The sequence below is a fragment of the Flavobacterium eburneipallidum genome, assembly GCF_027111355.2.
GTDB classification, from domain to species: Bacteria; Bacteroidota; Bacteroidia; order Flavobacteriales; family Flavobacteriaceae; genus Flavobacterium; species Flavobacterium eburneipallidum.
Window position 1 is genome coordinate 3,757,015 of record NZ_CP114291.2, and the last position, 23,819, is coordinate 3,780,833.

The 23,819-nt window shown below is 33.2% G+C and carries 21 protein-coding genes and 1 pseudogene; 1 reads left to right on the top strand and 21 read right to left on the bottom strand.

Annotation, left to right across the window (positions count from 1 at the left end; genetic code table 11):
* Positions 1-35: 35 nt before the first annotated feature.
* From OZP15_RS15865 to OZP15_RS15895, 7 genes and pseudogenes are all read right to left on the bottom strand, one after another.
* Positions 36-1,739, bottom strand: coding sequence for a tetratricopeptide repeat protein (locus OZP15_RS15865; protein WP_349293274.1), 1,704 nt, complete (start codon positions 1,737-1,739; stop codon positions 36-38).
* Positions 1,740-1,746: 7 nt separating this feature from the next.
* Positions 1,747-2,646 (bottom strand): PstS family phosphate ABC transporter substrate-binding protein, encoded by a 900-nt coding sequence (locus tag OZP15_RS15870; RefSeq protein WP_281336610.1) that lies wholly within the window; start codon positions 2,644-2,646, stop codon positions 1,747-1,749.
* A 246-nt stretch (positions 2,647-2,892) separates the two neighbouring features.
* The gene (locus OZP15_RS15880; RefSeq protein WP_349293275.1) at positions 2,893-3,519 is read right to left on the bottom strand and encodes an energy transducer TonB; all 627 of its coding nucleotides are present in this window, start codon (positions 3,517-3,519) and stop codon (positions 2,893-2,895) included.
* Positions 3,520-3,534: 15 nt separating this feature from the next.
* A pseudogene (locus tag OZP15_RS16320) lies at positions 3,535-3,690 on the bottom strand (energy transducer TonB); the annotation flags it as partial.
* A gap of 47 nt (positions 3,691-3,737) precedes the next feature.
* Complete coding sequence (locus OZP15_RS15885; protein ID WP_281336611.1) at positions 3,738-4,283, bottom strand: ExbD/TolR family protein; 546 nt, start codon at positions 4,281-4,283, stop codon at positions 3,738-3,740.
* Positions 4,284-4,302: 19 nt separating this feature from the next.
* Complete coding sequence (locus OZP15_RS15890; protein WP_269226409.1) at positions 4,303-4,914, bottom strand: ExbD/TolR family protein; 612 nt, start codon at positions 4,912-4,914, stop codon at positions 4,303-4,305.
* Between the two features lie 78 nt (positions 4,915-4,992).
* The gene (locus OZP15_RS15895) at positions 4,993-5,811 is read right to left on the bottom strand and encodes a MotA/TolQ/ExbB proton channel family protein (protein ID WP_269226410.1); all 819 of its coding nucleotides are present in this window, start codon (positions 5,809-5,811) and stop codon (positions 4,993-4,995) included.
* Positions 5,812-6,184: 373 nt separating this feature from the next.
* Between OZP15_RS15895 and OZP15_RS15900 the strand changes: the two genes are divergently transcribed.
* A complete protein-coding gene (locus OZP15_RS15900) occupies positions 6,185-7,705 on the top strand; it encodes a helicase HerA-like domain-containing protein (protein ID WP_281336612.1) in 1,521 nt (506 codons plus the stop codon).
* Positions 7,706-7,765: 60 nt separating this feature from the next.
* On the opposite strand, the gene OZP15_RS15905 is transcribed toward OZP15_RS15900, so the two are convergent.
* The 14 genes from OZP15_RS15905 to OZP15_RS15970 all read right to left on the bottom strand — a co-directional run bounded on the left by OZP15_RS15905 (position 7,766) and on the right by OZP15_RS15970 (position 23,562).
* Positions 7,766-8,176 carry a YMGG-like glycine zipper-containing protein gene (locus OZP15_RS15905; RefSeq protein ID WP_281336613.1) on the bottom strand — a complete coding sequence of 137 codons (411 nt, stop codon included), beginning with the start codon at positions 8,174-8,176 and terminating at the stop codon, positions 7,766-7,768.
* Between the two features lie 162 nt (positions 8,177-8,338).
* Positions 8,339-9,388: a tRNA preQ1(34) S-adenosylmethionine ribosyltransferase-isomerase QueA gene (queA, locus tag OZP15_RS15910; protein ID WP_281336614.1), complete on the bottom strand. Its 1,050-nt coding sequence runs from the start codon at positions 9,386-9,388 to the stop codon at positions 8,339-8,341.
* A gap of 157 nt (positions 9,389-9,545) precedes the next feature.
* On the bottom strand, positions 9,546-10,769 hold the full coding sequence (gene aroA / locus OZP15_RS15915; RefSeq protein WP_269226412.1) for a 3-phosphoshikimate 1-carboxyvinyltransferase: 1,224 nt from the start codon (positions 10,767-10,769) through the stop codon (positions 9,546-9,548).
* Positions 10,770-10,864: 95 nt separating this feature from the next.
* Entirely contained in the window at positions 10,865-11,191 is a 327-nt protein-coding gene (locus OZP15_RS15920; RefSeq protein ID WP_035661076.1) for a nucleotide pyrophosphohydrolase, read from the bottom strand.
* 1 nt (position 11,192) lies between these two features.
* Positions 11,193-13,184 (bottom strand): DUF3858 domain-containing protein, encoded by a 1,992-nt coding sequence (locus OZP15_RS15925; RefSeq protein ID WP_281336615.1) that lies wholly within the window; start codon positions 13,182-13,184, stop codon positions 11,193-11,195.
* A 4-nt stretch (positions 13,185-13,188) separates the two neighbouring features.
* The gene (locus tag OZP15_RS15930) at positions 13,189-15,204 is read right to left on the bottom strand and encodes a DUF3858 domain-containing protein (RefSeq protein ID WP_281336616.1); all 2,016 of its coding nucleotides are present in this window, start codon (positions 15,202-15,204) and stop codon (positions 13,189-13,191) included.
* 5 nt (positions 15,205-15,209) lie between these two features.
* Entirely contained in the window at positions 15,210-17,120 is a 1,911-nt protein-coding gene (locus tag OZP15_RS15935; protein ID WP_281336617.1) for a DUF3858 domain-containing protein, read from the bottom strand.
* Positions 17,121-17,169: 49 nt separating this feature from the next.
* The gene (gene dtd, locus OZP15_RS15940) at positions 17,170-17,622 is read right to left on the bottom strand and encodes a D-aminoacyl-tRNA deacylase (protein ID WP_269226417.1); all 453 of its coding nucleotides are present in this window, start codon (positions 17,620-17,622) and stop codon (positions 17,170-17,172) included.
* Between the two features lie 77 nt (positions 17,623-17,699).
* Entirely contained in the window at positions 17,700-18,677 is a 978-nt protein-coding gene (gene rsgA, locus OZP15_RS15945; RefSeq protein WP_269226418.1) for a ribosome small subunit-dependent GTPase A, read from the bottom strand.
* A 162-nt stretch (positions 18,678-18,839) separates the two neighbouring features.
* Positions 18,840-19,484 carry a hypothetical protein gene (locus tag OZP15_RS15950; protein WP_269226419.1) on the bottom strand — a complete coding sequence of 215 codons (645 nt, stop codon included), beginning with the start codon at positions 19,482-19,484 and terminating at the stop codon, positions 18,840-18,842.
* A 94-nt stretch (positions 19,485-19,578) separates the two neighbouring features.
* Complete coding sequence (locus OZP15_RS15955; protein WP_281336618.1) at positions 19,579-20,658, bottom strand: bifunctional 3-deoxy-7-phosphoheptulonate synthase/chorismate mutase type II; 1,080 nt, start codon at positions 20,656-20,658, stop codon at positions 19,579-19,581.
* Between the two features lie 73 nt (positions 20,659-20,731).
* Positions 20,732-21,589 (bottom strand): prephenate dehydrogenase, encoded by an 858-nt coding sequence (locus OZP15_RS15960; protein ID WP_281336619.1) that lies wholly within the window; start codon positions 21,587-21,589, stop codon positions 20,732-20,734.
* Positions 21,590-21,592: 3 nt separating this feature from the next.
* Positions 21,593-22,738: a pyridoxal phosphate-dependent aminotransferase gene (locus OZP15_RS15965; protein WP_269226421.1), complete on the bottom strand. Its 1,146-nt coding sequence runs from the start codon at positions 22,736-22,738 to the stop codon at positions 21,593-21,595.
* Complete coding sequence (locus OZP15_RS15970; protein ID WP_269226422.1) at positions 22,735-23,562, bottom strand: prephenate dehydratase; 828 nt, start codon at positions 23,560-23,562, stop codon at positions 22,735-22,737. Before OZP15_RS15970 ends, OZP15_RS15965 begins: the two co-directional genes overlap by 4 nt.
* Between the last annotated feature and the right edge of the window lie 257 nt (positions 23,563-23,819).

The window sequence follows — 23,819 nt, forward strand, 5'->3', positions numbered from 1 at the left end:
TTGAAACTGTCGGTTTTTAATTTATTCTTATTTTATTATTTCAACAACTTTAATGATTCTGTTGCATAACTATTAGTTGCGTCTAATGCTAGTGTTTTATTAAAATATTCAATAGCTTTAGCTTTATCTGTATTAGCATAACTGGCTGCTATAGAATTATAAGATTCAACTACTTTTTTTACAACAGCTGGTTTTGCTAGTTCTTCAGGTCCTTTTTCAGTTACTTTTGCTACGTATTCTTCATAGTATTTGATAGTCATTGGATCGTTCCCCATCAAACTATTTGTTCTTCCTCTGTAAATATAGGCATCCAAATAAGTTGGAGAAGCTACAGATACTCTCTCAAAAGCAAGATCCGCTTTTTGCAAAGAAGCAATATCTAAAGGAGCTCCATCTGGTTTTTTTCCACTTCCGTAATAGATTGATAAACCGTAGTAAATGTTGTCCTCTAAATAATTTTTAAAATCAGGACTTGTCGTTCCAATTTCGAAAATTGAAGCTGCTTCTTTATACAATTTTTTACCGAACATAGTTCTTCCAAGATCATTTAAGTCCTCTACTATCATTGGCTCACCTTCAACTGCTTTTTTAATATCTGCTAAACCTGATTCAAATACAACAGGATCGATAGATAATCCGTCAGCAGCTAATCCTTTTTTGAATTTTGCCATTCCCAAATACAAATAATCTTTTGCAATCACCTTGTTTGTTGGGCTACTCATAAAGCTTTCTAAAGATTTAATAGCTACATCTACATTCCCATTTTCATAAGCTGAATAACCTAAATAACGGAAAATTCTAGGATTTACTTTATCCATTTCGATCATTTTGTTAGCTTCAATTTCAAGTGCTTTATAATCTTTTACTAATATAAGAAAGTCAGCGTGACGCATTCTTGAGTGGATAGACTTATCTGTTAAACTCAAGTATTTTTCATAATGTCCAATAGCTGTTTGATAATATTCAGCTGATTTAGACGGTTTGTTTTTTCCCCATTTGTAATAAGTTTCAGCTAACTCTCTATAAACTGGTCCGTAATTTGGATTGATAACAATAACTTCATTATAGGCTTTAATTGCTTCGTCAAAAGATTTAGCTCCTTTTAACAAAACACCAAGTTGCATTTTTGCTCTAATCAAAGTTGGATCAAATTGGAACGCATTTCTGTAGGCAAGATAAGCATCGTTTTGATTTTTGTCCCCATTATAAGCGTCTCCTAATGCCAATTGTACTTCGGCATCATTTGGATTAATTTCTCTAGCTTTTACCAAAACATCTATTGCTTTCTTATAATTTGGTTTTTCAGAATTGGTGTAAGCTCTTCCTAAAGCGATTAATGGCTCAAGATCTTTCTTTTTAGCATCTTTTGTTCCCAATAAAAAATTAGCTTCAGCTGCTGTTTCATTACCATTATCCAAATCAATTGAACCTAAACCAATGTAATTTAATTTAGCACCATCCGAACCTGTTAATCCTTTTTCAAAAGAAATTTTAGCGGAATCATTAACAGATTGAATTAAATAAACATTACCTAAAATAAAATTAGCTCTTCCATTGGAAGGATTAGCTTTGATAATAGATTTCAACATTGATTTTGCACTCTCAAATTGTTCTGCATCAATTGCTTTTTTGGCTTGTGCTATATCTTGTGCATTACTAAACGAAACGGTTGCTAAAAAAGCAACACTAAATAGTTTAAACTTGTTCATCGATTCTGTATTAATTTTATTATTTTTCATTACAATATTATTTTACTACATTAATTTTTCGACCAGGAACTCTAATAGGTAATAATCCTGACTTTAGAATGATTCTCTGCCCTATATCTCCAGCAACGAAGGAGGCAAAACCCATCCCTAAACCCGAATATCCTTGACCATTGATTATGTACAAATCACGTGCCAAAGGATATTTACCTTCGGCAATATTATTTTGAGTTGGCGCAAAAAACTCTTTTCCTTTAAGACTTTTTACACTTACCACATTTACTTTCTCGATATACTTTTTCATTGCAGGCATTGGCTCTGTCAACCAATTGAGTCCTACTATACCGATCATACCTTTGTTTTCTGATACAAATTTGATAACTTCATCATTAGTCTTAAATGAATAAACGCCTTTTTCTGGAATTGATTGTACTCCAGCCAACGAATTCATATAACGAACTGTACTCGAGTTGGGATTATCAAACACTAATCCTTTTATTTTAGAATTTTGCTTTCCTTGTATAAAGTCAGTAACTTCTTTTAAATCTACTAAAGTGTCATTATCACTTTTGTTAGAAATAAAAGCAATAGCATCTGTTGCAAATTTGGTTATTTTAGGAGTTATTTTCTTTTGTTCAAAAATTTTATACTCTTTAGGAGTTAAATCCCTACTCAAAATTGCGATACCTGATTGATCCTTAAATAAGGATACAACTACTTCTTTCTCTGATTTAGGAATCAATTTAATTTTAGCATCATAAGTACTTTCAAAAACCAAGACTTGCTCTTCAATTATTGGCATCAAGGTTTCGTCAACTAAAATTGATACTGTTCCCTTCAAAATAGACTCTTTGGTCGTTTCTTTATCCCCTTTGAGATTGCACATCAAAAACAAAGAACATATCAAAAACAAAACTATACATTTATATATTTTACGCATCTTAATCGTTATCTGAATTAAAAAATCTAAAAAACCTAAAAAAGGAATAGACAATCAAAAGTACCCCTAATGCAATTCGGTAATGAAATGCCATTATCAAAGGAAATGCAGAAGTAAAAACTGATTCCCAAAAGATAATAATAAGACCTAAAAACAAATATATAGAAAAAAACAAAATTCCTATAACGAGAAGAAATCGCTCTTTAGGCGATTTCTCCTGAAATTTATCTAATAAATTCTTTATCATTATTCTTGTGATATGAGACTAAAAGGTATGCTGTAAGTACATCTTACTTTTTTACCATTTTGCTCACCAGGACTCCACTTTTTTGCAGATTTCAAAACTCTAATAGCTTCTTTTCCTGTACCGTAACCAATATCTCTTAACACTTTGATATCTGTCAATGAACCGTCTTTCTCAACTACAAAAGTAACATATACTTTACCACTAGGAGCATCATCAGGCATTCTATAATTTTCTGATACAAATTTATAAAACTTATCAATACCACCTGGGTATTCTGGTTTTACTTCAATACCAGCTGAATTATAAACCGTATTATCTACTTCTTCAGTAACAGCGTCCATACTTGTACCTGGAGCTTCAATAGTTAATTCAGCATCTGGATTACCTTTTAAATCTACTCTACTGATAACTTTATCTTTCAAGTCTTTTACTTCAGCAATTTCCTCTACAACCTCTTCTGCTTTAGCTACAACAGGCTTGATAAACTTTACCTGATCTACTTTAGGAGCTGGTGGTGGAGGTGGTGGAAGATTTTCTTTAATTTCCTCTTGTTTTTTTGGAGGTAATTTTACAGTCTTGATCACTTCATCAAGAACTTCTTCATCATTACTAATATCTGGAAGCATACTCAATAACTTTGGAACACTTACCAAAAAAGCAAATAATATAGCTCCAAGGATGAAAGCTCTTGTCGTGTTTTTTGTTATGGACTTTCTTAAGTCATAAGCACCGTACTTTTTATTACGCCCATCGAAAACAATGTCAAGCCATTGATATTTTAATAAATCTAATTTCATAATTTCTTATAGTATTAAGTTATAATGATTAATAAAAACAAAAGTTTTTACTTTTCATTAATCAACTTTTTTTCTTCGGGTGAAAAATCATTTACAATAGCATAAGTTGGAACATCAACTATAGCCATTTCATCAAGTACATCAATCAAATTGCGATAAGTTGATTTTTTTCCAGGTTTGATAATTACAATCATTCCTTTTTTAGGATCTCCAGTATATTGCAAGATAGATTTTTTTCTTGAAATCAATTCTTTACGAATTCCTTCTTTACCGTAAACAAAATCTTTAGGTGCTGCTTTAGGCGTTGCCAACAAACCTACATATCTTACTAATTTACCGTTTTCGCCCATAATAATGGTAACGGTACGGTTTTCATCTACTTTAATATTTTCATCTGGTTTGTCCTTATCTTCTTTATCTGGCAAACCCAAATTCATGGATTGCGGTTTAGACAAACTAGTTGTAAGCATGAAGAAAGTAATCAATAGGAAAGCCAAATCCACCATAGCAGTTAAATCTACCTTTGAATTGGATTTTTTACTCCTTACCTTTTTATCTTTTCCGCCACCGTCGCCTGTATTTAATTCAGCCATTTTAGTGTGTGTATTTTAATTAAAATTCTTTTCCTCTCAAACCAGTAACTAAACTGAAAGTATTGAGTTTTTTGTCTTGCAAAATATCCATTACTCTACGAATAGAAGGATATTCTTCATTAGCATCTCCTTTGATAGCTATTTCTAAATCCTTTTCGTTCAGCTCCATATTTGCTGCACGAGAATTTTGTATCCATTCTGACAATTGATTATCAAGTGAATCTTTAGGAATGCCTGGTTGATTCGCTTTAGTTCTTTCAGAAGCTTTCATTGCAAGAATTTGTTTTAGATTTTGAACTGGAACTCCAAAACCTTCCATCAACGCAAATTTTTCTTTATCATCTTCAGTGAATGCTACACCATATTTTTGACCCATCAACTCTAAAGTTCTTTTACGAACTTCTCTCCCTTTTAGATCAAAAAACACCTTTCCTTTACCACCAATAGTTAGTGTCATCAAGTCAGTTTCAGGCAATTTAGTCTGAACAGTCGATGCTGGTGTATCTACAGGCAATGCTTCTGGTATTTTAGCCGTAGCGGTCAAAATAAAAAAAGTAAGCAAAAGAAAAGCCACATCACACATAGCCGTCATATCAATAGACGCTGCTTTTTTGGACATTTTTACAGCCATTACTTTATATTTTAAATTGATAAAAAAGCGTTATTAGAATTATACTTATAACGCTATTTTTTATCGAATTAGTATTAATTATTTTTGAGTCCCTCTAAATTTTCTGTAAGTGTTTACAATAGTATTACCTGCCTCATCAATAGAATAAGTCAAAGTATCAATTTTAGAAGTAAAGAAATTGTAAGCTATAATTGCCAAAGCAGATGTAGCAATACCTGTAGCAGTATTAATAAGTGCTTCAGAGATACCATTTGCAAGAGCAGCTTGATCTGGAGTTCCAGAAGATGCTAATGCACCAAACGCTTTAATCATCCCTGTTACTGTTCCTAACAAACCTGCAAGAGTTCCTAAAGATACTAATGTAGAAAGAATAGTCATGTGTTTTTCTAACATTGGCATTTCAAGAGAAGTAGCCTCTTCAATTTCTTTGTGAATTGTTTCTGCAGCAGCTTCGCTATCTAATCCTTCTTTTTTAACATCTTGGTATTTCACTAACGCTGATCTAATTGCGTTTGCAACAGAACCTTGTTGTTTATCACAAGCAGCAATTGCAGTGTCAATATCTCCTTTAGTGATGCTTGATTGAACATTTTTCATAAAAGCATCAAGATTACCTTTACCGGCTGCTTTAGAAATCACAGCAAAACGCTCGAAAGAGAAAACAATTACCATTAAAAAACAACCTAACAATACAGGTACAATTTGCCCTCCTTTATAAACCATTGCTAAATAATTACCTGGTAGTGGATGACCCGTATTCACTCCTCCTTCAAAATTTGCTCCATCACCCATTATAAATTGCCAAATCAATACTCCAACTAAAATACATCCAACAATAATAATTCCTGAGATTACTCCGCCTAATCCTGAACCACTTTCTTTTTTAACGTTTGCCATTTTTTTAATTTTTAATAATTTTAATAATTTATTTTTTTGTTATAATAAACTTTTGTTGAGGAGCAAATTTATATTTTTAGTTCAAATAAAAAAATTTTTTTCGCTAATATTCCAATTAATTTAACTTTGATTTAATTTTGAATTTTTTACGTTTTTGAATAAAAATCAAAAACTTTATCTAAATCACAGGTTTTACAGAAAAAACCGCATCAATACCACATAAATAAGGGTTCTTTTAACTATTTTTTTAAAGTAACCACAATTAAATGTTTTATTTTTTTCATTATGAAAAATTATTTTTTTAACACTTGAACTTCTTTAAAAAGTGAGAAAAAATTCAATATCTTGCCATTAATTTTAATCCAATTTAAAGATGAACACTAAAGAAAACTTTGCAAAACACATAAACGACGGCTATATTTCAAAAGGAGAAAGCATAGTTCTGGGCAGTGCGTTGCTCGACGGAGATGTTATAGGTGATGCTCATATAAAAATTCCTCTAAAAACTTTAAACCGTCACGGACTAATTGCTGGAGCTACTGGAGCAGGTAAAACTAAAACTATTCAAGTACTTTCTGAACAATTGTCCTCATTTGGAATTCCCGTTCTAATGATGGACATCAAAGGAGATTTTAGTGGTATTGCCAAAGAAGGAGAAGAGAAGTCTTTTATCACAGAAAGACATACCAAAATTAATATACCTTATAATGTATCGGCTTTTCCAGTAGAACTAATGAGTTTGTCCGAACAAAATGGCGTTCGATTGCGATCTACTATTTCGGAATTTGGTCCTGTATTATTTTCGAGAATTCTTGACTTGAATGATACGCAAGCAGGAGTTATCTCGATAATTTTTAAATACTGTGACGATAACAAGATGGCTCTTTTGGATTTAAAAGACATCAAAAAAGTAATCAACTATATTACCGAAGAAGGGAAGGCTGAAATTGAAGAAAGCTATGGCAAGATTTCAACATCTACAACTGGAACAATTTTGCGTAAAATAATTGAACTCGAGCAACAAGGAGCCGATTTGTTTTTTGGCGAAATGTCATTCGATATTGATGACTTAATGCGTATTGACGAAAACGGAAAAGGATACATTAATATCATTCGTTTGAACGATATTCAAGACAAGCCCAAACTATTTTCAACTTTCATGTTGAGTTTACTAGCTGAAATATACCAACAAATGCCTGAAAAAGGAGATGCTGACCAACCCGAATTAGTGATTTTTATTGATGAAGCGCATTTAATTTTTAAAGAAGCTAGTAAAACTTTGCTAGAACAAATTGAAACCATCGTAAAATTGATTCGTTCCAAAGGTGTTGGTATTTATTTTATTACCCAAAATCCAATGGATGTTCCGAGTGGAGTTTTGGCACAATTAGGCTTAAAAATCCAACACGCTTTAAGAGCATTTACTGCCAACGATCGTCAAGCCATCAAGCAAACGGCAGATAATTATCCGTCTTCTGATTATTATAAAACAGACGAATTATTGACTAGTCTAGGAATTGGCGAAGCATTAGTTACAGCCTTGAGTGAAAAAGGAACTCCTACTCCACTAGCCGCAACCATGTTACGAGCACCAATGAGTAGAATGGATATTTTGACAGAAAGCGAAATTCAGGAAATCAATAACAAATCGAAATTGGTCAAAAAATACAGCGAACTTATTGACCGTGAAAGTGCTTATGAAATGTTGAATAAAAAAATTGCAGCTGTAGAAGAAGAAGTTGCTCAACAGGAAGACGAAAAAGCGACCGAAAAAGAGGAAAAACAAACTAGCAAAACTACTGAAACAGTAACAAAATCAGTACTGAAAGTATTGACGAGTGCTACTTTTATTCGTGGAGCCTTTAGCGTTTTGAACAAACTGCTACGTAAATAATTTTTAAAGATACAACGCATCTTGTCTTGATTTATAAATCAAGACAAGATGCGTTGTTTTTTATTTTTTACTATCATCGATAATTGCTCCTGTCCCTGCGCCAACTCCAGCACCAACAAGACCACCAATTATGGCTCCCTGTCCTTTTTTCTTACTAACAATTGCTCCAGTTGCCGCACCCACACCTGCTCCGATTACAGCTCCTTTTGCCGTGCCGCTCCAACCTTTCTTTTTAGCAGGAGTTGCCGCAGTTGTTGCTGGCTGATTGACTACCGTTACATTTTGCGGAAGTTCTTTTTCTTCTTGGATTTTTGTTATTTCCAATTGCATTGAATCAATAGTTTTCTGTTTTGCAATTTCTATTTTCATAGAATCTATGGTGGCTTTTTTTACTTTCTCTACATCAACCTTTTGTTGGTTTTGACAAGAAATAAATAGCAATATCATAAATGTAAGGGATAGCGTTTTCATGATTTAGAAAATTTAAGTTAATAATTCAAAGTAAAACCATGTTTCCTTGATTCTTATTATACAATTCTGGATATAAGTTACAAAATTAACAGAAGACGTATTATACAAAAAAATCTCGCCATTGCTGACGAGATTTAGTGAATTAATTCCTTTTATAGTTAATTAGATGATTAACATCGCATCGCCATAAGAGTAAAATTTATATTCTTCTTTGATTGCTTCTTCATACGCTTTCTTCATCAAATCGTGTCCACAAAAAGCAGAAATCATCATTAATAAAGTTGATTTTGGTGTGTGAAAGTTAGTAATCATACAAGTCGCTACACTAAAATCGTGTGGAGGAAAAATAAATTTATTAGTCCAACCATCAAACGGATTTAAGGTTCTTTGTGAAGAAACCGAACTTTCAATCGCACGCATAGAAGTTGTTCCTACAGCACAAATGCGTTTTCTTTTCCCTTTAGCTTCGTTCACAACATCACAGGCTTCTTGAGTAATTTTCAACTCTTCTGAATCCATTTTGTGTTTAGATAAATCTTCCACCTCAACTGGATTAAAAGTTCCTAAACCTACGTGAAGTGTTACTTCTGCAAATTTCACCCCTTTAATTTCCAGTCTTTTCAACAAATGTTTAGAAAAGTGCAAACCAGCAGTTGGTGCTGCAACAGCTCCTTCTTCTTTGGCATAAATGGTTTGGTAACGATCCGCATCTTCTGGAGTTACGTCTCTATTGATATATTTTGGAATTGGAGTTTCTCCTAATTCTGTCAATTTATTTCTGAATTCTTCATACGAACCGTCATACAAGAAACGTAATGTTCTTCCACGAGAGGTAGTATTGTCAATTACTTCGGCCACTAATGAATCGTCATCACCAAAGTATAATTTGTTTCCAATTCTGATTTTACGTGCTGGATCTACCAATACATCCCAAAGTCTTTGTTCTGCATTTAATTCTCTCAACAAGAAAACTTCGATTCTAGCACCCGTTTTTTCTTTATTTCCGTATAAACGTGCTGGAAAAACTTTGGTGTTATTAAGAATCATAACATCGCCTTCATCAAAATATTCGATAACGTCTTTGAACATTTTGTGTTCTATAGTTCCTTTTTTGCGATCAATTACCATCAAACGAGATTCGTCTCTGTTTTCGGCTGGGTATTCTGCAAGAAGTTCTTTTGGTAAATTGAATTGAAAATGTGATAATTTCATTTAAAGAGGTTTAAAAGTTTAAAAGTTTAAAAGTTCAAGGTTGTTTTCCTCAAACATTTAAAATTCAGTTTGCAAATATACGATTGTGAGATAGGCGTTGTCAAGTGTTTTGGAGTTTATTTTCCATTTCGCCCTAATGACGCCAAGTCACAAAGTTTTATATTTCAGAAATTTTGAAACCTAATTTTTTCAAATCCGTCCAAAAATCAGGATAGGATTTTGAAACTACCTCGGCGTTTTCGATAATAATTGGCACTTTTAAAGCTAATGGTGCGAATGCCATTGCCATTCTATGGTCGTTATAAGTAGCAATTTTCACATTATGATTTATATCTTTTGAAGCTACAAGCGTTAAACTCTCATTTGTTACTGAAATGTTAGCTCCTAATTTTGTCAATTCAATTCGAAGTGCTTCTAATCTGTCGGTTTCTTTTATTTTCAAGGTATGAAGTCCTGTCAAATGACAACCAATTCCTAATCCAAGACAAGTTACTACAATAGTTTGGGCTATATCTGGCGTATTATTCAAATCGAAAGTCACATCTTTCAGCGTGAAATTTGATTGTTTAGTTAATGTCAATTGATTGTTTTCGAACTTCGATTCTATTCCCATTTCCGAATACAATTGTACCAAAGCTGAATCTCCTTGCAAACTCGTTTCTTTATAACTGCTGATACTTATAGATGCTTCATCTGACAAAGACGCCAAACTAAAAAAGTAAGATGCTGAACTCCAGTCGGATTCTACTGTCATTACTTTTGTTTCAACTTCTTGTTTTGGATATACATTGATGACATTGCCTTCAAAACTGGTTTCAATGTTCAAGTCATTCAACAAAGCCAAAGTCATTTTGATATATGGAATAGAAGTGATTTCGCCCACCAAAGTCAATTCAATTCCATTTTCTAACTTTGGAGCTACTAGCAACAAGGCCGAAATGTATTGACTACTTACATTAGCTGGAATACTTACTTTATTTGCCGTGATTTTTTGTCCTTTGATTCGAATTGGCGGATAACCTTCTTCTTTCTCATAAGAAATTTGCGCTCCTAATTGTTGCAAAGCTTCTACCAAAACTTTTATTGGTCTTTCAGTCATTCTTTGTGAACCTGTCAAAACTACTTCACGACTTTCATTTACAGCAAAATAAGCGGTAAGAAAACGCATTGCCGTTCCTGCATGATGAATATCTACAATTTCTTGATTCCCTTTTAATGCTTTTTGCATTACTTCGCTGTCATCAGAATTGGAAGTATTGGCTAAACTAATATTCGGAAACAAAGCCTGTAATAATAATAGTCTGTTGGTTTCACTTTTAGAACCCGTTATTGAGATTGCAGATTGCAGATTGCAGATTGCAGATTGTAGTTGTAAATTCATTTTCTAATTATAGTTTTACCGCCAAGACGCAATGGCGCAAAGTTTTGTTGCTTTTTTGGAGGCGCAATTTACAACTCACAATTTACAATTCATAATTATTTGAGTTTTTCGTTGTTCTTGTGACGGTCTTTGTCTCTAACGGATTTCAAATCCATTTTTTTGTCAAAAGCGGCTTGCAAATCGATTCCAGTTTGGTTTGCCAAGCATAAAACCACGAAAACCACGTCGGCTAGTTCTTCGCCAAGGTCTTTGTTTTTATCGCTTTCTTTTTCGGATTGTTCGCCATAACGACGGGCGATGATTCGAGCTACTTCGCCTACTTCTTCCGTAAGTTGAGCCATATTGGTCAGTTCGTTGAAGTAGCGAACACCGTGTTCTTTTATCCAAGTATCTACGTCTAGTTGGGCGTTTTTTAAATTCATATTATATTTTCTTTAAAACTATTTTTTCGGTTTGCTTATCAATCATTTGCTTGTAAAATGACTTCAAGACATCATAAAAATCAGAAGACACTAGTTGTTGGTTAATCTCTTTTACAATCACAATTTGAATTTTATTATCTGAAGCGGCGCAATTAAAGACAAATGATCCTATATTATCTCCTGTTTGAATTTTTATTGGTTTGGGTAAAGACTCAACTGTGTAGCCCGTGGGAATATCTATATTGATATTAAATCTATCTTGATCAGGATAACCAAAATAAATGGGGAATTCTCTTTTTTCCTGAACTAAAGGATTCTTGGATTGTGAGAAAAAAAGCCTTGGATTAATATACATCTTATCGCCAATAATCTCACATTGATTATCGGTGGTAAAGATAAAATTTTCTACAATTGGCTCTGATAAATTATTAAGATTATTGATTGTGTAGTCTGTGATTTCAAGTCCTGATATATTTTCTTCTACTTTTTCGAGATAATTTTCTTTGTTTATTCCCGAATATTCTTGTCTAAAAGAAAAAGCATCATAATCTGTTCTTATTATTTTATAATTCCCAGATAATTTTCCCTTTGCATCAATATTTACCATCATGTTTATGGCTTTTTTGGACACTGAATTAGGTTCTAGTTTAATTTCCGTAGAGCTACCATCTTCTCTTATTAATCGTCCTCTCCAATTTAAGGCATATAGGGGCAAAATATTTTGAGTCGTATATTTATTTGTTGCATCGAGTAAAATTGTTTTCCCATCTATTTCCACAGCAGCTATAACATAATTAAAAACGGTTCTGTTTGGATAAACAGGAATTCCGTGCTCTAGTGTACTGGTTAATACTGGTTCGGCTTTAATCCCTGATCGATTGAGCATTGCCATTAAAATAAAATTGATTTCGGCCGCATTTCCAATTCCATCCAGATATGCTTGCTTTACACCCTTGTCTGTATAATAGCCTTTTTGACCGTTCCAATTCATTTTATTTTGTACAAATTTAAAAACGACTTCCATCTTCTCTATTTCTGTCTCCTCATTTTTTAGAATCTTCGCTAAATCTAGATCAATATATTTTCTCTCTTTTAGTTCCGTTCCAAAATCTTTATCTTCATAAATCCTTTTGGCAACACCTTCCCAAGTGACGGAATAATCTTTTAACGGTTCGTCATTAAACTTTTCTTTCTCTAATTCATGAAAAATAGACAACCGATAATTTTCGATATTATCTACAAAAGGTTCTTCTTTTAGAGCAGGAATATCCTTTGCGACATACTTATTGTTAGCTTGTTCAAAATTGACTGATTCGGATCTTGATTGATCGTATTTATTATTAAAAATTAGATTGCCTCTAACAATTTTTGAATCTAAAGCCAACTCTAAAAAACCCTTTTTAATGGCTTTGTAAGTGAAGAATCCTGGTATTTCAGTTTGATATTCTGCATAATTAACCGGTATGTCTTGCTGAAAATTAAAATCAGGAAACTTCAGTATGTTCTCTGACTTTAAAACGTATTTGAATTCTATAACTGAACCTACTTTTACATTTGGCATTGTTATAGAAGCTTCTTTCCAATATTGATTTACGTTGGTTTTGAAACTTCCTTCGCTATTCAATTTCGTTTTAATAATTTTTCCATTTTCAAGATTGTAAGTCACACAATCGTCAAATTCTACCATATCGTTATTCCCTTTTTCATAACCGATACGATAAGCCACTTTGCGATTGGCCCAATTAAGCCCTTCTTTTTTATAAATTTTTATTCTAAAAGTGTTTTCTGTATGAATACTAAAACCATTTTTAGCATCATAACTAAAATAGGTTCTGGCTTTGTTGAACAATATTGCAGCGGCAGCAGTTGTATCTTTTGGATGTTTTTTTTCTTCTAACTCTACAACAGAAACCTTTCCTAACTCTAATTTTTGAGCATTCGCATTCGAAAAAAAGATGACAAACAATAGAATCGATATTAATCTTACTTTCATGTTATTATATTTTCTTTAAAACTATTTTTTCGTTTTGTTTATCAATTATTTGCTTATAAAAATCTTTGAGAACGGGATAAAAATCAGCTTGAACAATTGCGGTATTAATGTCTTTATTAATTACAATTTGAATACTATTTGCTGAATTTGCAATCATATATTTAAAACTTCCAACATTTTCACCTGTTCCGATATTAATCCCAACAGGCATTGACTCTACAACATATCCTTCGGGAATATTAATGTTGATATTATACTTTTCTTGTTTTGGATAGCCAAAATCAACAGGATATTCTCTGACTTCTTGCTTGAACGGATTCTCTTTAGTAACTAAAAACAAGAGTGGTGAAACATAAATTTTACCATCAATAATTTCGATATCTTTCGTGTCTTTGAATGCAAAGGTTTCTACCATAGGTTGAGACAAATCCAAGTCATTTTCTCGAGCATAATCACTAACTTCAATATCGTTATTGTTGGTCTCTAGTTTTTCTAAATAACTTTCGGTTGTTAAGCCTAAATTTGCTTTTCTAAATTTCAAAGCTTCGTGATTGGTAAACTGGTTTCTTATTTTTCCTGTTGCAGTTCCATCAGTTTTTAATTCTAAACTCATATTGGTCACTTCTCTAGAGAGTGCTTTAGGCATTAAATCTACTTCGGTCGATGTACCATCTTTACGAATCAAACGTCCTACCCAGTTTAAATCTCTAAAAGGCAAAACATTAGGCTCTGAATATTTTTCGGTAGCATCTAGCAATATCATTCCTTCTGGCGTTTCTACAGCGGCAATCACACCATTAAAAGCGGTTCGACTTGGAAAAAATGTAATTCCGTTATCGCGTGTACTTACTAGAACTGGATTGGCATTGAACCCCGCAAAACGCAACATAGCAGTTAACATCAAATTGATTTCGGCGGTGTTACCTGTTTTATTTTTATAGGCCGTTTTTACACCTTCATCACAAGAATATCCTCTTAAATTATTCCATTTAACATTGTTTTTTACATAATTAAAAACAGTAGAAACTCTTTCGTTTTGGGTATTAAGTCCATTTAATAATTTAGTAATATCTTCTTCGAAATAACCTGTTTTATTGAGTTCATTACCAAAGTCGCTATACTCATAAATGGTTTTCACAACCGAAGCCCAATCTGTAGAATAATACTTTATTGGTGTGCCTGGAAAATTACTCAAAGACAATTCGTGAGAAATACTCGAAGTATAATTATCAATATTATTCACAAAAGCTTCATCTTTCATCGCTGGCAAATCTTTGACTAGATAATTTGTTTTAGTTTCTGAAAATTCAATCTTGTCTTGTGAAAATTCTGTTTTGACTGGTCCCCCAAATCCTCCTGTTCTTTCTTTACTATTGATAATAATAGAACCTCTACTTTTTTCTACAGTTCTAGCAATGGTAACAAACCCTTTTTGATTGCTTTTGTATTCATAGTACTCTGGAATATAAGTTGTAAACTCTGAATAATTTACAGGAATGCTAGTTTGAAAATCCCAATCTCTCAAGAAACTAACAATACCTGTTTTTATGGTATAAGCAAATTCAATAACCGCTCCCTCTTTGATATTAGGCAAGGTAATTTTCTTGAGTCCCCAAAATTTATTTATTTTTTCGATAAATTCACCATCGCTTTTTAGTTTTGTCTTTTCAATTTTTCCGTTAACTAAATTGTAGGTTGCTGCATCCGAAAAAAAGACATTCTCATTGATATTGTTGTCTAAATAATAACGAACCTCTTGATTTGCCCAATCATAACCTTCTTTTTTGTATATCTTGATTCGAGTTTTTACTTCGGTAACAACCTGAAAACCGTCACTTTCTGTATAAACAAACTTAACTTCCCCTTTTTTGAATAGTATTGCAGCAGTAGCGGTTGGGTCTTTTGGATGTTCTTTTTCTTCTAATTCTGCCATAGAAACTTTTCCGATTCTGAAATCTTGAGCATTAGAATTAGAAAAAAAAGAAAACAATAAAACAATAGTGAGTAGATTAATTTTCATTGGGTTTATTGGTTTTTGGTTAGGATTATTTTAGCATTATCGTTTCTAGCAATTTGTTCCATAAAAAGGCGGTATTCGTCGTATTCTAGATTTTTGTAGAGTCCTTTTTTGATAAGAATAGAACGCTTGTAAACTAAATTGTTATTGTCTTTTTTTACAATCTCTGTTTTATATTCGCCGAATTTGCTATCCAATTCAACATTTTGTGGCAAAGATTCCATCGCAAAACCTGAAGGCAAATTAATTTCGATTTCATCCGTATCGTAATAACCTCTTTGAATTTCAAATGGTGTTTTTCGGTTTCGAATTCGTTTTATATTTTCTGTAAATTGATTGTAAGCATTCACTACAAAAATCATTTTACCATTGGATAGTTTACCATAATTTTCGGCAGCAATTTCCATATTTTCAGTAAAACTTACTTTTTCTTTATCAATAGAAAACACGCTTTTATCAATCCTTAAATTACTGATATTCCCCCAAAACTCTTTGTAATACGCCTCTTTTTCGGTAGGTTGCATTTTCTCAACACGAACTTTCATACCATATTGTGAACCTTCGGAAACCATTGTGATTTTCCCAGATAAATTACCATTTTCGTCTAACGAATAGCTGCCTTTATCCATTTGAGAATTGTCTTTGTTCTCATAATTTTTGGTTCTAATGATTTCTCCACCCTCTGGTTTTATAACCAAAACATCTCTATCATCGGTAAAATTAGCTTGGTATCCAAATGGATCATCTTGACTGGTACATTCTAAAAAGACATAATTTTCGCCGTTAGGAATCGTCAAAATAATATGGTTTCCTTGTTGTGATACAAAATCAGCTTCAATGTTCTGTTTATCTCTACTCCCATATAATTTGGTGTAATAAGATGGTACACCAACTGCATTTAGTAGGGCTTTTGTGTAATTAGTCAAAGCCTTGCAATCGCCATAACCCAATCGATCAACATCTTTCACAAGCATTGGTCTCCAACCACCAATTCCCTCTGAAATAGCCACATATCGTGATTTTTCTTGAACATATTTATAAATTATTTTAGCCTTCTTGATTGGATCATTTTCATTGCCAACTAAAGCTTTCATTTTTATTTTAGTTTCTTCTGGCAATTCTTCTGTACCAACTAAAACTTTGTCAGACCACCATTTTCCAAATTCTTTCCAAGTCTTTGCACTTCCATCAACACCCTCAAGATTAAAAAACTCCAATCCCATTAATACTTTTGGGAAAATATTGGTAAAATCAGGACTGTAATCCTCATATTTCTGGGCTAGAATATTGTTGGCTTCATAAGATAATTGAGTCGATGTATCTACCGTTTTCTTTATTTTGAAATTAGAAAAATTGCATTCCTTTTTCTTGAAACCCAAATTTTCTGGATAAGTTACATTTATGATGCTTCTTTCAATACTTAAAAGATAACCATCAAGCGGAAACCATGGTGGAACGAAAGCCGTTGTAGAAGTTTCGATTTCACTTTCATAAACAATCGTAAAAGGATATTGGGTTGGGGTATAATCTAAAAAAACAACTCTTCCATCAGAAAAAAGTATTCCCCCATCAACGGCACTTTGATCTCTAAAATCTTTTCTTTTTATTTTTTTGATTTCATTCCCAAAAGCATCCAAAATGATCGCTTGGATGTTTTTAATGCTTCTTCTTTTGTCATAATGTTCGTAAGCATCAATCGAATTTTGTCCCTTTTCATTAAGAACAGTAACCACTCTTTTTTCTTTGACATTCATACTGCGTTGCGAAGAAATAAGAACATCTATTTGGTTCAAACGCACCACTGCATTGGCGTTTTGCTTTAAACTATCGGGAAGGAGTAATGTAGAATATGCTGCTTTTTGAGCAGAAAGTACTGTGGTAAAAAATAGAAAAACAAGAAGATTTTTTTTAAATGGCATAGATTTTTTTTTAGTTCAGAAATATAGGAATTATTCTGAATAAAAAAAGTTAATTTTTAATTTTACTATCCATAATTATAGTAACAGGTCCATCGTTTAAAAGTTGTACTTTCATGTCGGCTCCAAAAATTCCAGTTTGCACTTTTTTACCTAATTCAGTTTCTAATTTTTTAACGAAATTCTCGTAAAGAGGAATAGCAATTTCAGGTTTTGAAGCTTTGATATAAGAAGGACGATTTCCTTTTTTGGTCGAGGCCTGAAGGGTAAATTGAGAAACCACAATCACATCGCCAGCTATATCTTTTACCGAAAGGTTCATTACATCATTTTCATCCCCAAAAATGCGGAGATTTATAATTTTTTGGCAAAGCCAATCAATATCTTCTTGGCTATCGGCGTCTTCAATTCCAACTAAAACCAATAATCCTTTTTGGATATCGGCAACCATTTTAGCATCGATAGTTACGGAGGCAGAGGAAACTCTTTGGATTACGGTTTTCATAATTCTCTAAATTTTATGAGATTCCTACGGAATGACAAACGTAAAAAAAATGAGCACTAAATACTGAATACTGATCGCTACTTCCTCGTTTCATCACTGGCTTTTCGGTCTTCCTCAAATGAATCCACACGATAATTTTCATCGTCGCCTTCGAGAATTTTAAGGTAACTATTGTAGCGTGACCATGCGATTTCGTCTTTTTCTAAAGCTTTTTTTATAGCGCAATGTGGTTCTTCTTTGTGCAGGCAGTTATTGAATTTGCATTGATCCTTCAACTTGAAAAATTCTGGAAAATAACCACTAATTTCGTCTTTTTCCATATCCACAATTCCGAAACCTTTGATTCCTGGTGTGTCTATTATTCGAGCATCAAAACTCAAATCATACATTTCGGCAAAAGTCGTCGTGTGTTGTCCTTGCTTGCTAGCTTCGGAAATGGTTTTGGTTTTAAGATGCAAAGAAGGTTCTAAAGCATTGACCAAAGTTGATTTCCCAACCCCAGAATGTCCTGAAAACATCGTGACTTTTCCAATCATCAATTGTTTTAATTCTTCTACGCCTTTACCAGTTGTTGCTGAAACTCGCAAACATTGGTATCCAATTTCCTGATACACGTGCTGCATATACAATTGCTCGTCTAATGTAGCATCATCAAAAGTGTCTATTTTATTGAAAACTAATATTGTTTCGATTCCGTAGGCTTCAGCAGTTACTAGAAATCGATCTATGAAGTTGAAAGTCGTTGGTGGATTATTGATGGTTACCAAGAGAAAAACACGATCAATATTTGAAGCAATAATATGCATTTGATGAGACAAATTCACCGATTTTCGAACGATATAATTCTTCCTGTCGTGAATATTATGAATGGTTCCTGTAACTGTATCCGAAGTTTCTTCGAGTTCATAATCTACTACATCGCCCACCGCAATTGGATTGGTGCTTTTAATTCCTTTGATTCGGAATTTTCCTTTCATACGGCATTCGATAAAATCGCCTTGATTGGATTTTACGGTGTACCAACTTCCTGTAGATTTATAAACGGTTCCTGTCATTTTCAGAATTTAGATATCAGATTGCAGATTATAGATTTGTTTGCAAAGATAAATGATTGTTTTTCGTTTAATGTTTAAAAGTGAGAGGTTTTTGTTATTCTAAAAAAATAAAAATCCCTTTGACTTTTGATCAAAGGGATTGGTATTATAAAAGCTGTCTATCTATTTCTGATAAGGGAAATTTCTTCCTACTTTTCGCATCATTCTTTCCATCATCGCACTTGGAGAACTCATTACGTCTTCTGCCATTTGTTTGTAAAAACGCCAAACCAAATCACCGCTTTTACCATCATTAATTTGCATAGTCAATGCACCAGTTGCCACGCTACCTGTGCCAAAACCAACTAGCAAAGTTAAAGCTATTGCTCCACCTTCGCTTTTTGTTTTTTGATAAGCATAGGAACATTTTATTACAGCATCGACACCTAAAATTTTAGCCAATTCTTCTGGTGAAGTTTCCGCCAACTTATCTAACAAGTCATTCTTTTTTAACAAAGCATTTGTTTTTTCAACATCCTGAACTGTTGTTGAATAATCAGATGTTTTACGCAGGAGATATGTGTACATTCCTGACTGCATTTCATATCCCATTTTTAATTCTGCTTCCTTATTTGCTGCCGCATCGAAGTCTTTGGGCAATTTTCGATAACCAATTGTTGCATTAAAAGGTAAGATGGCAACTGTTTTATGAGTACCAATAATTTCTTTCATATTAGATATTTCATAAATCTGCTTTTCTTGTGCAAAACTTAATACACTAACGAGTAACAGACAAGTACTAAAGATAATTTGTAATCTACTTTTCATTTTTTATTTGTTGGTTAATTTTCTGCAATGATACAAAAAAACCTACACTCCTTGTGAGAAATGTAGGTTTTTTTAAAACAATTATTTTATCAAATTACGAGTTCAATACTTTTTCTTGGTGACCAATGCTTTCTTGGTGAATTTCTTTGAATAATTTAACGATAAATTCTTCTGTCAATCCTTTTTTACCACCTTCAGCAATCATTTTTGCTTGGATTTCGTTCCAACGGTTGTTTTGAAGAACAGCTACATTATTGTCTTTTTTTACTTGACCAATTTCGTCAGCTACTTTCATTCTTTTTCCTAACAAATCCAATAAGTTAGCATCCAAAACATCGATGTTTGCTCTTAATTTTGTCATTTTGCTTTCAAAATCACTATCACCGTTTACATTTCTGATTTTCAAATCTTTTAAGATTTGTTTCAAAGCGTCTGGAGTAACTTGTTGAGCAGCATCAGACCAAGCGTTGTCTGGATCAATATGCGTTTCGATAATCATACCATCATAATTCAAATCCAAAGCTTCTTGCGTTACTTCAAGAATCATATTACGGTTTCCTGTAATGTGTGATGGATCGATGATTAATGGTAAGTCTGGGAATTTATTTTGCAATTCGATAGCAATTTGCCATTCTGGAATGTTTCTGTATTTAGTTTTTTCGTAAGTAGAAAAACCTCTGTGAATTACTCCTAATTTTTCGATTCCAGCAGCATACAAACGCTCAACACCACCCAACCATAAAGCCATATCTGGATTTACTGGATTTTTGATCAAAACGATTTTATCAGTTCCTTTTAAAGTATCAGCAATCTCCTGAACCGCAAATGGATTTGCAGTTGTACGAGCACCAACCCATAGAACATCGATATCATATTCTAAAGCCAATTTACAGTGTGCAGCTGTAGCAACTTCTGTTCCCATTAGCATTCCTGTTTCTGCTTTAGCTTTTTTCAACCATTTCAATCCAATTTCTCCAACACCTTCAAATCCTCCTGGACGCGTTCTTGGTTTCCAAATTCCTGCTCTGAAAACACTTACATCAGAATCTTTCAATTCGTGAGCAATTTTTAATACTTGCTCTTCTGTTTCAGCACTACAAGGTCCTGCTATCACTAATGGATGAGACAAATTGAATTCGTTCAACCAATTTCTCATTTCTTTCTTGTTTTCCATCTTTTCTAAAATTTACTTTTTTATTATTTTTTTGTGTTGTTCTTATTTACTGTAAACTGCGACTGACCACTGCTTACTTTTTTATTTGCATTCCGTTTAATATTTCCTTTATTTTATTGACGCTTTGCATTTCGTTGTAAATCGCATCGTAATTATCACTTTCTAATAATTCTTTAAAATGAGACAAATTAGAGATATATTCTTCCAATCCTTTTACGACTTGCTTTTTATTCTGTTTGAAAATAGGTGTCCACATAGCTGGAGAACTTTTGGCCAAACGAACGGTGCTTTCAAATCCAGAACCTGCCATATCAAAAATATCCTGCTCGTGTTTTTCTTTATCAATAACTGTTTTCCCAAGCATAAACGAACTGATATGTGACAAATGCGATACATAAGCAATGTGTTTGTCGTGTGATTTTGGATCCATGTAACGGATTCTCATTCCCATTTCTTTAAACAGTTCCAAAGCTTTTTCCTGTAACTTGAAAGTTGTTTTTTCAACTTCGCAAATGATATTCGTCTTTCCTTGAAACAAGTTCTTTATCGCCGCTGATGGACCTGAAAATTCTGTTCCTGCGATAGGATGTGCTGCAATAAAATGTCGCCTTCTTGGATGATTCACTACTGCTTCGCAAATAAGCGTTTTAGTAGAACCTACATCCATCACGATGGTATTTTCTCCAATAGCGTCCAACACTTTTGGCAAAACTACTAATGCTACATCCACAGGAACAGAAACAATTACGAAATCAGCATTTACTAAATCATCGAATGTAGCCGCTTTATCAACAACACCTAAAGCAATGGCTTCTGCCAAATGACTTTCGTTGTTGTCAATTCCATAAATAGTCGCATCAGGATGTAGTGATTTGATGTCCAATACCATCGAACCGCCAATTAATCCTATTCCTATTACATGTACTTTCATTTGCTAAAATCTATCTATTGCTTCTTGTATTTTTTCCTCTTTTACACAAAGTGCAAATCGGATATAACCTTCTCCATTGGAACCAAAAATTGTTCCCGGTGTTATGAAAATTGATTTTTCGTATAATATTTTATCGATGAAGTTCTCTGCGGATGTGATTCCGTTTGGTAATTTTGCCCAAACAAATAATCCAACACCTGCTGCATATACTTCACAACCTAACTTTTCAGCTAATTGTTCCGTTAAAACTCTTCTTCTTTTGTAAATAGCATTCATCGAATCAAACCAAGATTTATCGCTTTTCAAAGCTGCGATTGCTCCTTTTTGAATTCCGAAGAACATTCCGCTGTCCATATTACTTTTCACTTTCAAAACGGCATCGATGCAAGCCGCATTTCCTAAAACCATTCCTACTCGCCAACCTGCCATATTGAAGGTTTTGGACAAAGAATTTAATTCTAAAGCCACGTCTTTTGCACCTTCTACTTGCAGCAAGCTCATCGGATTGTCATTCAAAACAAAACTATACGGATTATCGTTAATCAATAATATGTTGTGTTTTTTGGCAAAAGCGACCAATTTTTCGAACAAAGCAATACTTCCTCTCGCTCCTGTCGGCATGTGCGGATAACCCAGCCACATTAATTTTACTTTCGATAAATCTAATTTTTCTAAAGCTTCAAAATCAGGTTCCCAATTATTCACTTCTTTCAAATCATAATAAACCGGCACCGCTCCTACCAAATTCGTAACCGAAGTATAAGTTGGATATCCTGGATTTGGAATTAAAACCTGATCTCCTTCATTCAAAAATGCCATTGAAATGTGCATAATTCCTTCTTTGGAACCCATCAAAGGCAAAATTTCATTAGTTGGATTCAAGTCAACACCAAAATTGTTCTTGTAGAAATCAGCCATACTGCTTCTCAATTCTGGCAATCCTTGGTAACTTTGATATTGATGCGCATTTTCATCTTGCATCGCCAAAACTACTGCATCAATAACTGCTTGTGAAGGCTTTAAATCTGGGCTACCAATTCCCATATTGATAATCGGTTTCCCTTCGGAAGCCAATTGTCTTACTTCTCTCAATTTGGATGAGAAATAATATTCTTCCACTATATCCAGACGTTTTGCTGTTGTAATCATGGTTTTGTATTTTTATATTCGCCCAATACTTTGAAGTATTCAGCCATAATTTCTAATAAAGATTTTGCTTTGGCATAGTCTTCATATTTATCGAAAGTAACGTCTACAAAAAACGAATATTTCCAAGGCGTTTCTATTTTTGGCAAGGATTGAATTTTAGTCAAATTCAATTTACAATCACTCATTACATTCAGAATTGCCGCCAAACTTCCTCTTTTATGATCCAATTCAAACTTGATGGAAGCTCTGTTAATTTCGTTTTCAGCAACAAAATGATCTTCTTTATTCAGAATAACAAAACGAGTCATGTTGTTATTAATCGTTTGAATTTCCGCAGCCAAAATCTCCAAATCATACATTTCAGAAGCCGTTTTACTCGCAATAGCCGCAATTCCTGTCAATTGTTTTTCGTGAATTCTTCTAGCTGTTTCTGCTGTATCTTTATCTTCAACTATTTTTATGTGTGGGTATTTTTTCAAAAACTGCATACATTGCAACAACGCCATTGGATGGGAATAAACCTCCTGAATATCCTCTATTTTTTGACCTTTGAGAGCCATTAAATTTTGATGAATACTTAAATAATGTTCCCCAACAATGTGCAAGTTATTCTTGTCAATCAAAGCATAATTTGGAATAATTGACCCTGCAATAGAGTTCTCGATTGCCATAACTGCCTGATTGGATTTTCCAGACAAAACGCTGTCCACCAATTCTTCAAACGACATGCACTCATCTACCTCAACTTCTTGAGAATAGTATTCCTGCGCCACCTGATGATGAAAAGAACCTTTTATGCCTTGTATTGCAATTTTTGTACTCATAAATACTCAAAAAAAAATCCTGATTTTCATCAGGATTGTATATTAGTTTTATTTGTTTCTTAATTTTTCAAATAACCATAGACAATCCTTACTTCCTAAAGAAGAAATAAAAAGAATTGCTAAAATAAAAACGGTTATTAGACATTTTGATTGTGTTTTTTTAAATGCTTGGCAAATGTATAAATAATTTTCTGCCAACCAAAAAAAATATTGATTTAATTTCGCAAAAGTAGAATTATTGAACAAACAAATCATAA

Coding starts and splice junctions, on each gene's coding strand:
- OZP15_RS15865 (WP_349293274.1), bottom strand. CDS start 1,739: ATGAAAAATAATAAAATTAATACAGAATCGATGAACAAGTTTAAACTA.
- OZP15_RS15870 (WP_281336610.1), bottom strand. CDS start 2,646: ATGCGTAAAATATATAAATGTATAGTTTTGTTTTTGATATGTTCTTTG.
- OZP15_RS15880 (WP_349293275.1), bottom strand. CDS start 3,519: ATGCTTCCAGATATTAGTAATGATGAAGAAGTTCTTGATGAAGTGATC.
- OZP15_RS15885 (WP_281336611.1), bottom strand. CDS start 4,283: ATGGCTGAATTAAATACAGGCGACGGTGGCGGAAAAGATAAAAAGGTA.
- OZP15_RS15890 (WP_269226409.1), bottom strand. CDS start 4,914: ATGGCTGTAAAAATGTCCAAAAAAGCAGCGTCTATTGATATGACGGCT.
- OZP15_RS15895 (WP_269226410.1), bottom strand. CDS start 5,811: ATGGCAAACGTTAAAAAAGAAAGTGGTTCAGGATTAGGCGGAGTAATC.
- OZP15_RS15900 (WP_281336612.1), top strand. CDS start 6,185: ATGAACACTAAAGAAAACTTTGCAAAACACATAAACGACGGCTATATT.
- OZP15_RS15905 (WP_281336613.1), bottom strand. CDS start 8,176: ATGAAAACGCTATCCCTTACATTTATGATATTGCTATTTATTTCTTGT.
- queA (WP_281336614.1), bottom strand. CDS start 9,388: ATGAAATTATCACATTTTCAATTCAATTTACCAAAAGAACTTCTTGCA.
- aroA (WP_269226412.1), bottom strand. CDS start 10,769: ATGAATTTACAACTACAATCTGCAATCTGCAATCTGCAATCTGCAATC.
- OZP15_RS15920 (WP_035661076.1), bottom strand. CDS start 11,191: ATGAATTTAAAAAACGCCCAACTAGACGTAGATACTTGGATAAAAGAA.
- OZP15_RS15925 (WP_281336615.1), bottom strand. CDS start 13,184: ATGAAAGTAAGATTAATATCGATTCTATTGTTTGTCATCTTTTTTTCG.
- OZP15_RS15930 (WP_281336616.1), bottom strand. CDS start 15,204: ATGAAAATTAATCTACTCACTATTGTTTTATTGTTTTCTTTTTTTTCT.
- OZP15_RS15935 (WP_281336617.1), bottom strand. CDS start 17,120: ATGCCATTTAAAAAAAATCTTCTTGTTTTTCTATTTTTTACCACAGTA.
- dtd (WP_269226417.1), bottom strand. CDS start 17,622: ATGAAAACCGTAATCCAAAGAGTTTCCTCTGCCTCCGTAACTATCGAT.
- rsgA (WP_269226418.1), bottom strand. CDS start 18,677: ATGACAGGAACCGTTTATAAATCTACAGGAAGTTGGTACACCGTAAAA.
- OZP15_RS15950 (WP_269226419.1), bottom strand. CDS start 19,484: ATGAAAAGTAGATTACAAATTATCTTTAGTACTTGTCTGTTACTCGTT.
- OZP15_RS15955 (WP_281336618.1), bottom strand. CDS start 20,658: ATGGAAAACAAGAAAGAAATGAGAAATTGGTTGAACGAATTCAATTTG.
- OZP15_RS15960 (WP_281336619.1), bottom strand. CDS start 21,589: ATGAAAGTACATGTAATAGGAATAGGATTAATTGGCGGTTCGATGGTA.
- OZP15_RS15965 (WP_269226421.1), bottom strand. CDS start 22,738: ATGATTACAACAGCAAAACGTCTGGATATAGTGGAAGAATATTATTTC.
- OZP15_RS15970 (WP_269226422.1), bottom strand. CDS start 23,562: ATGAGTACAAAAATTGCAATACAAGGCATAAAAGGTTCTTTTCATCAT.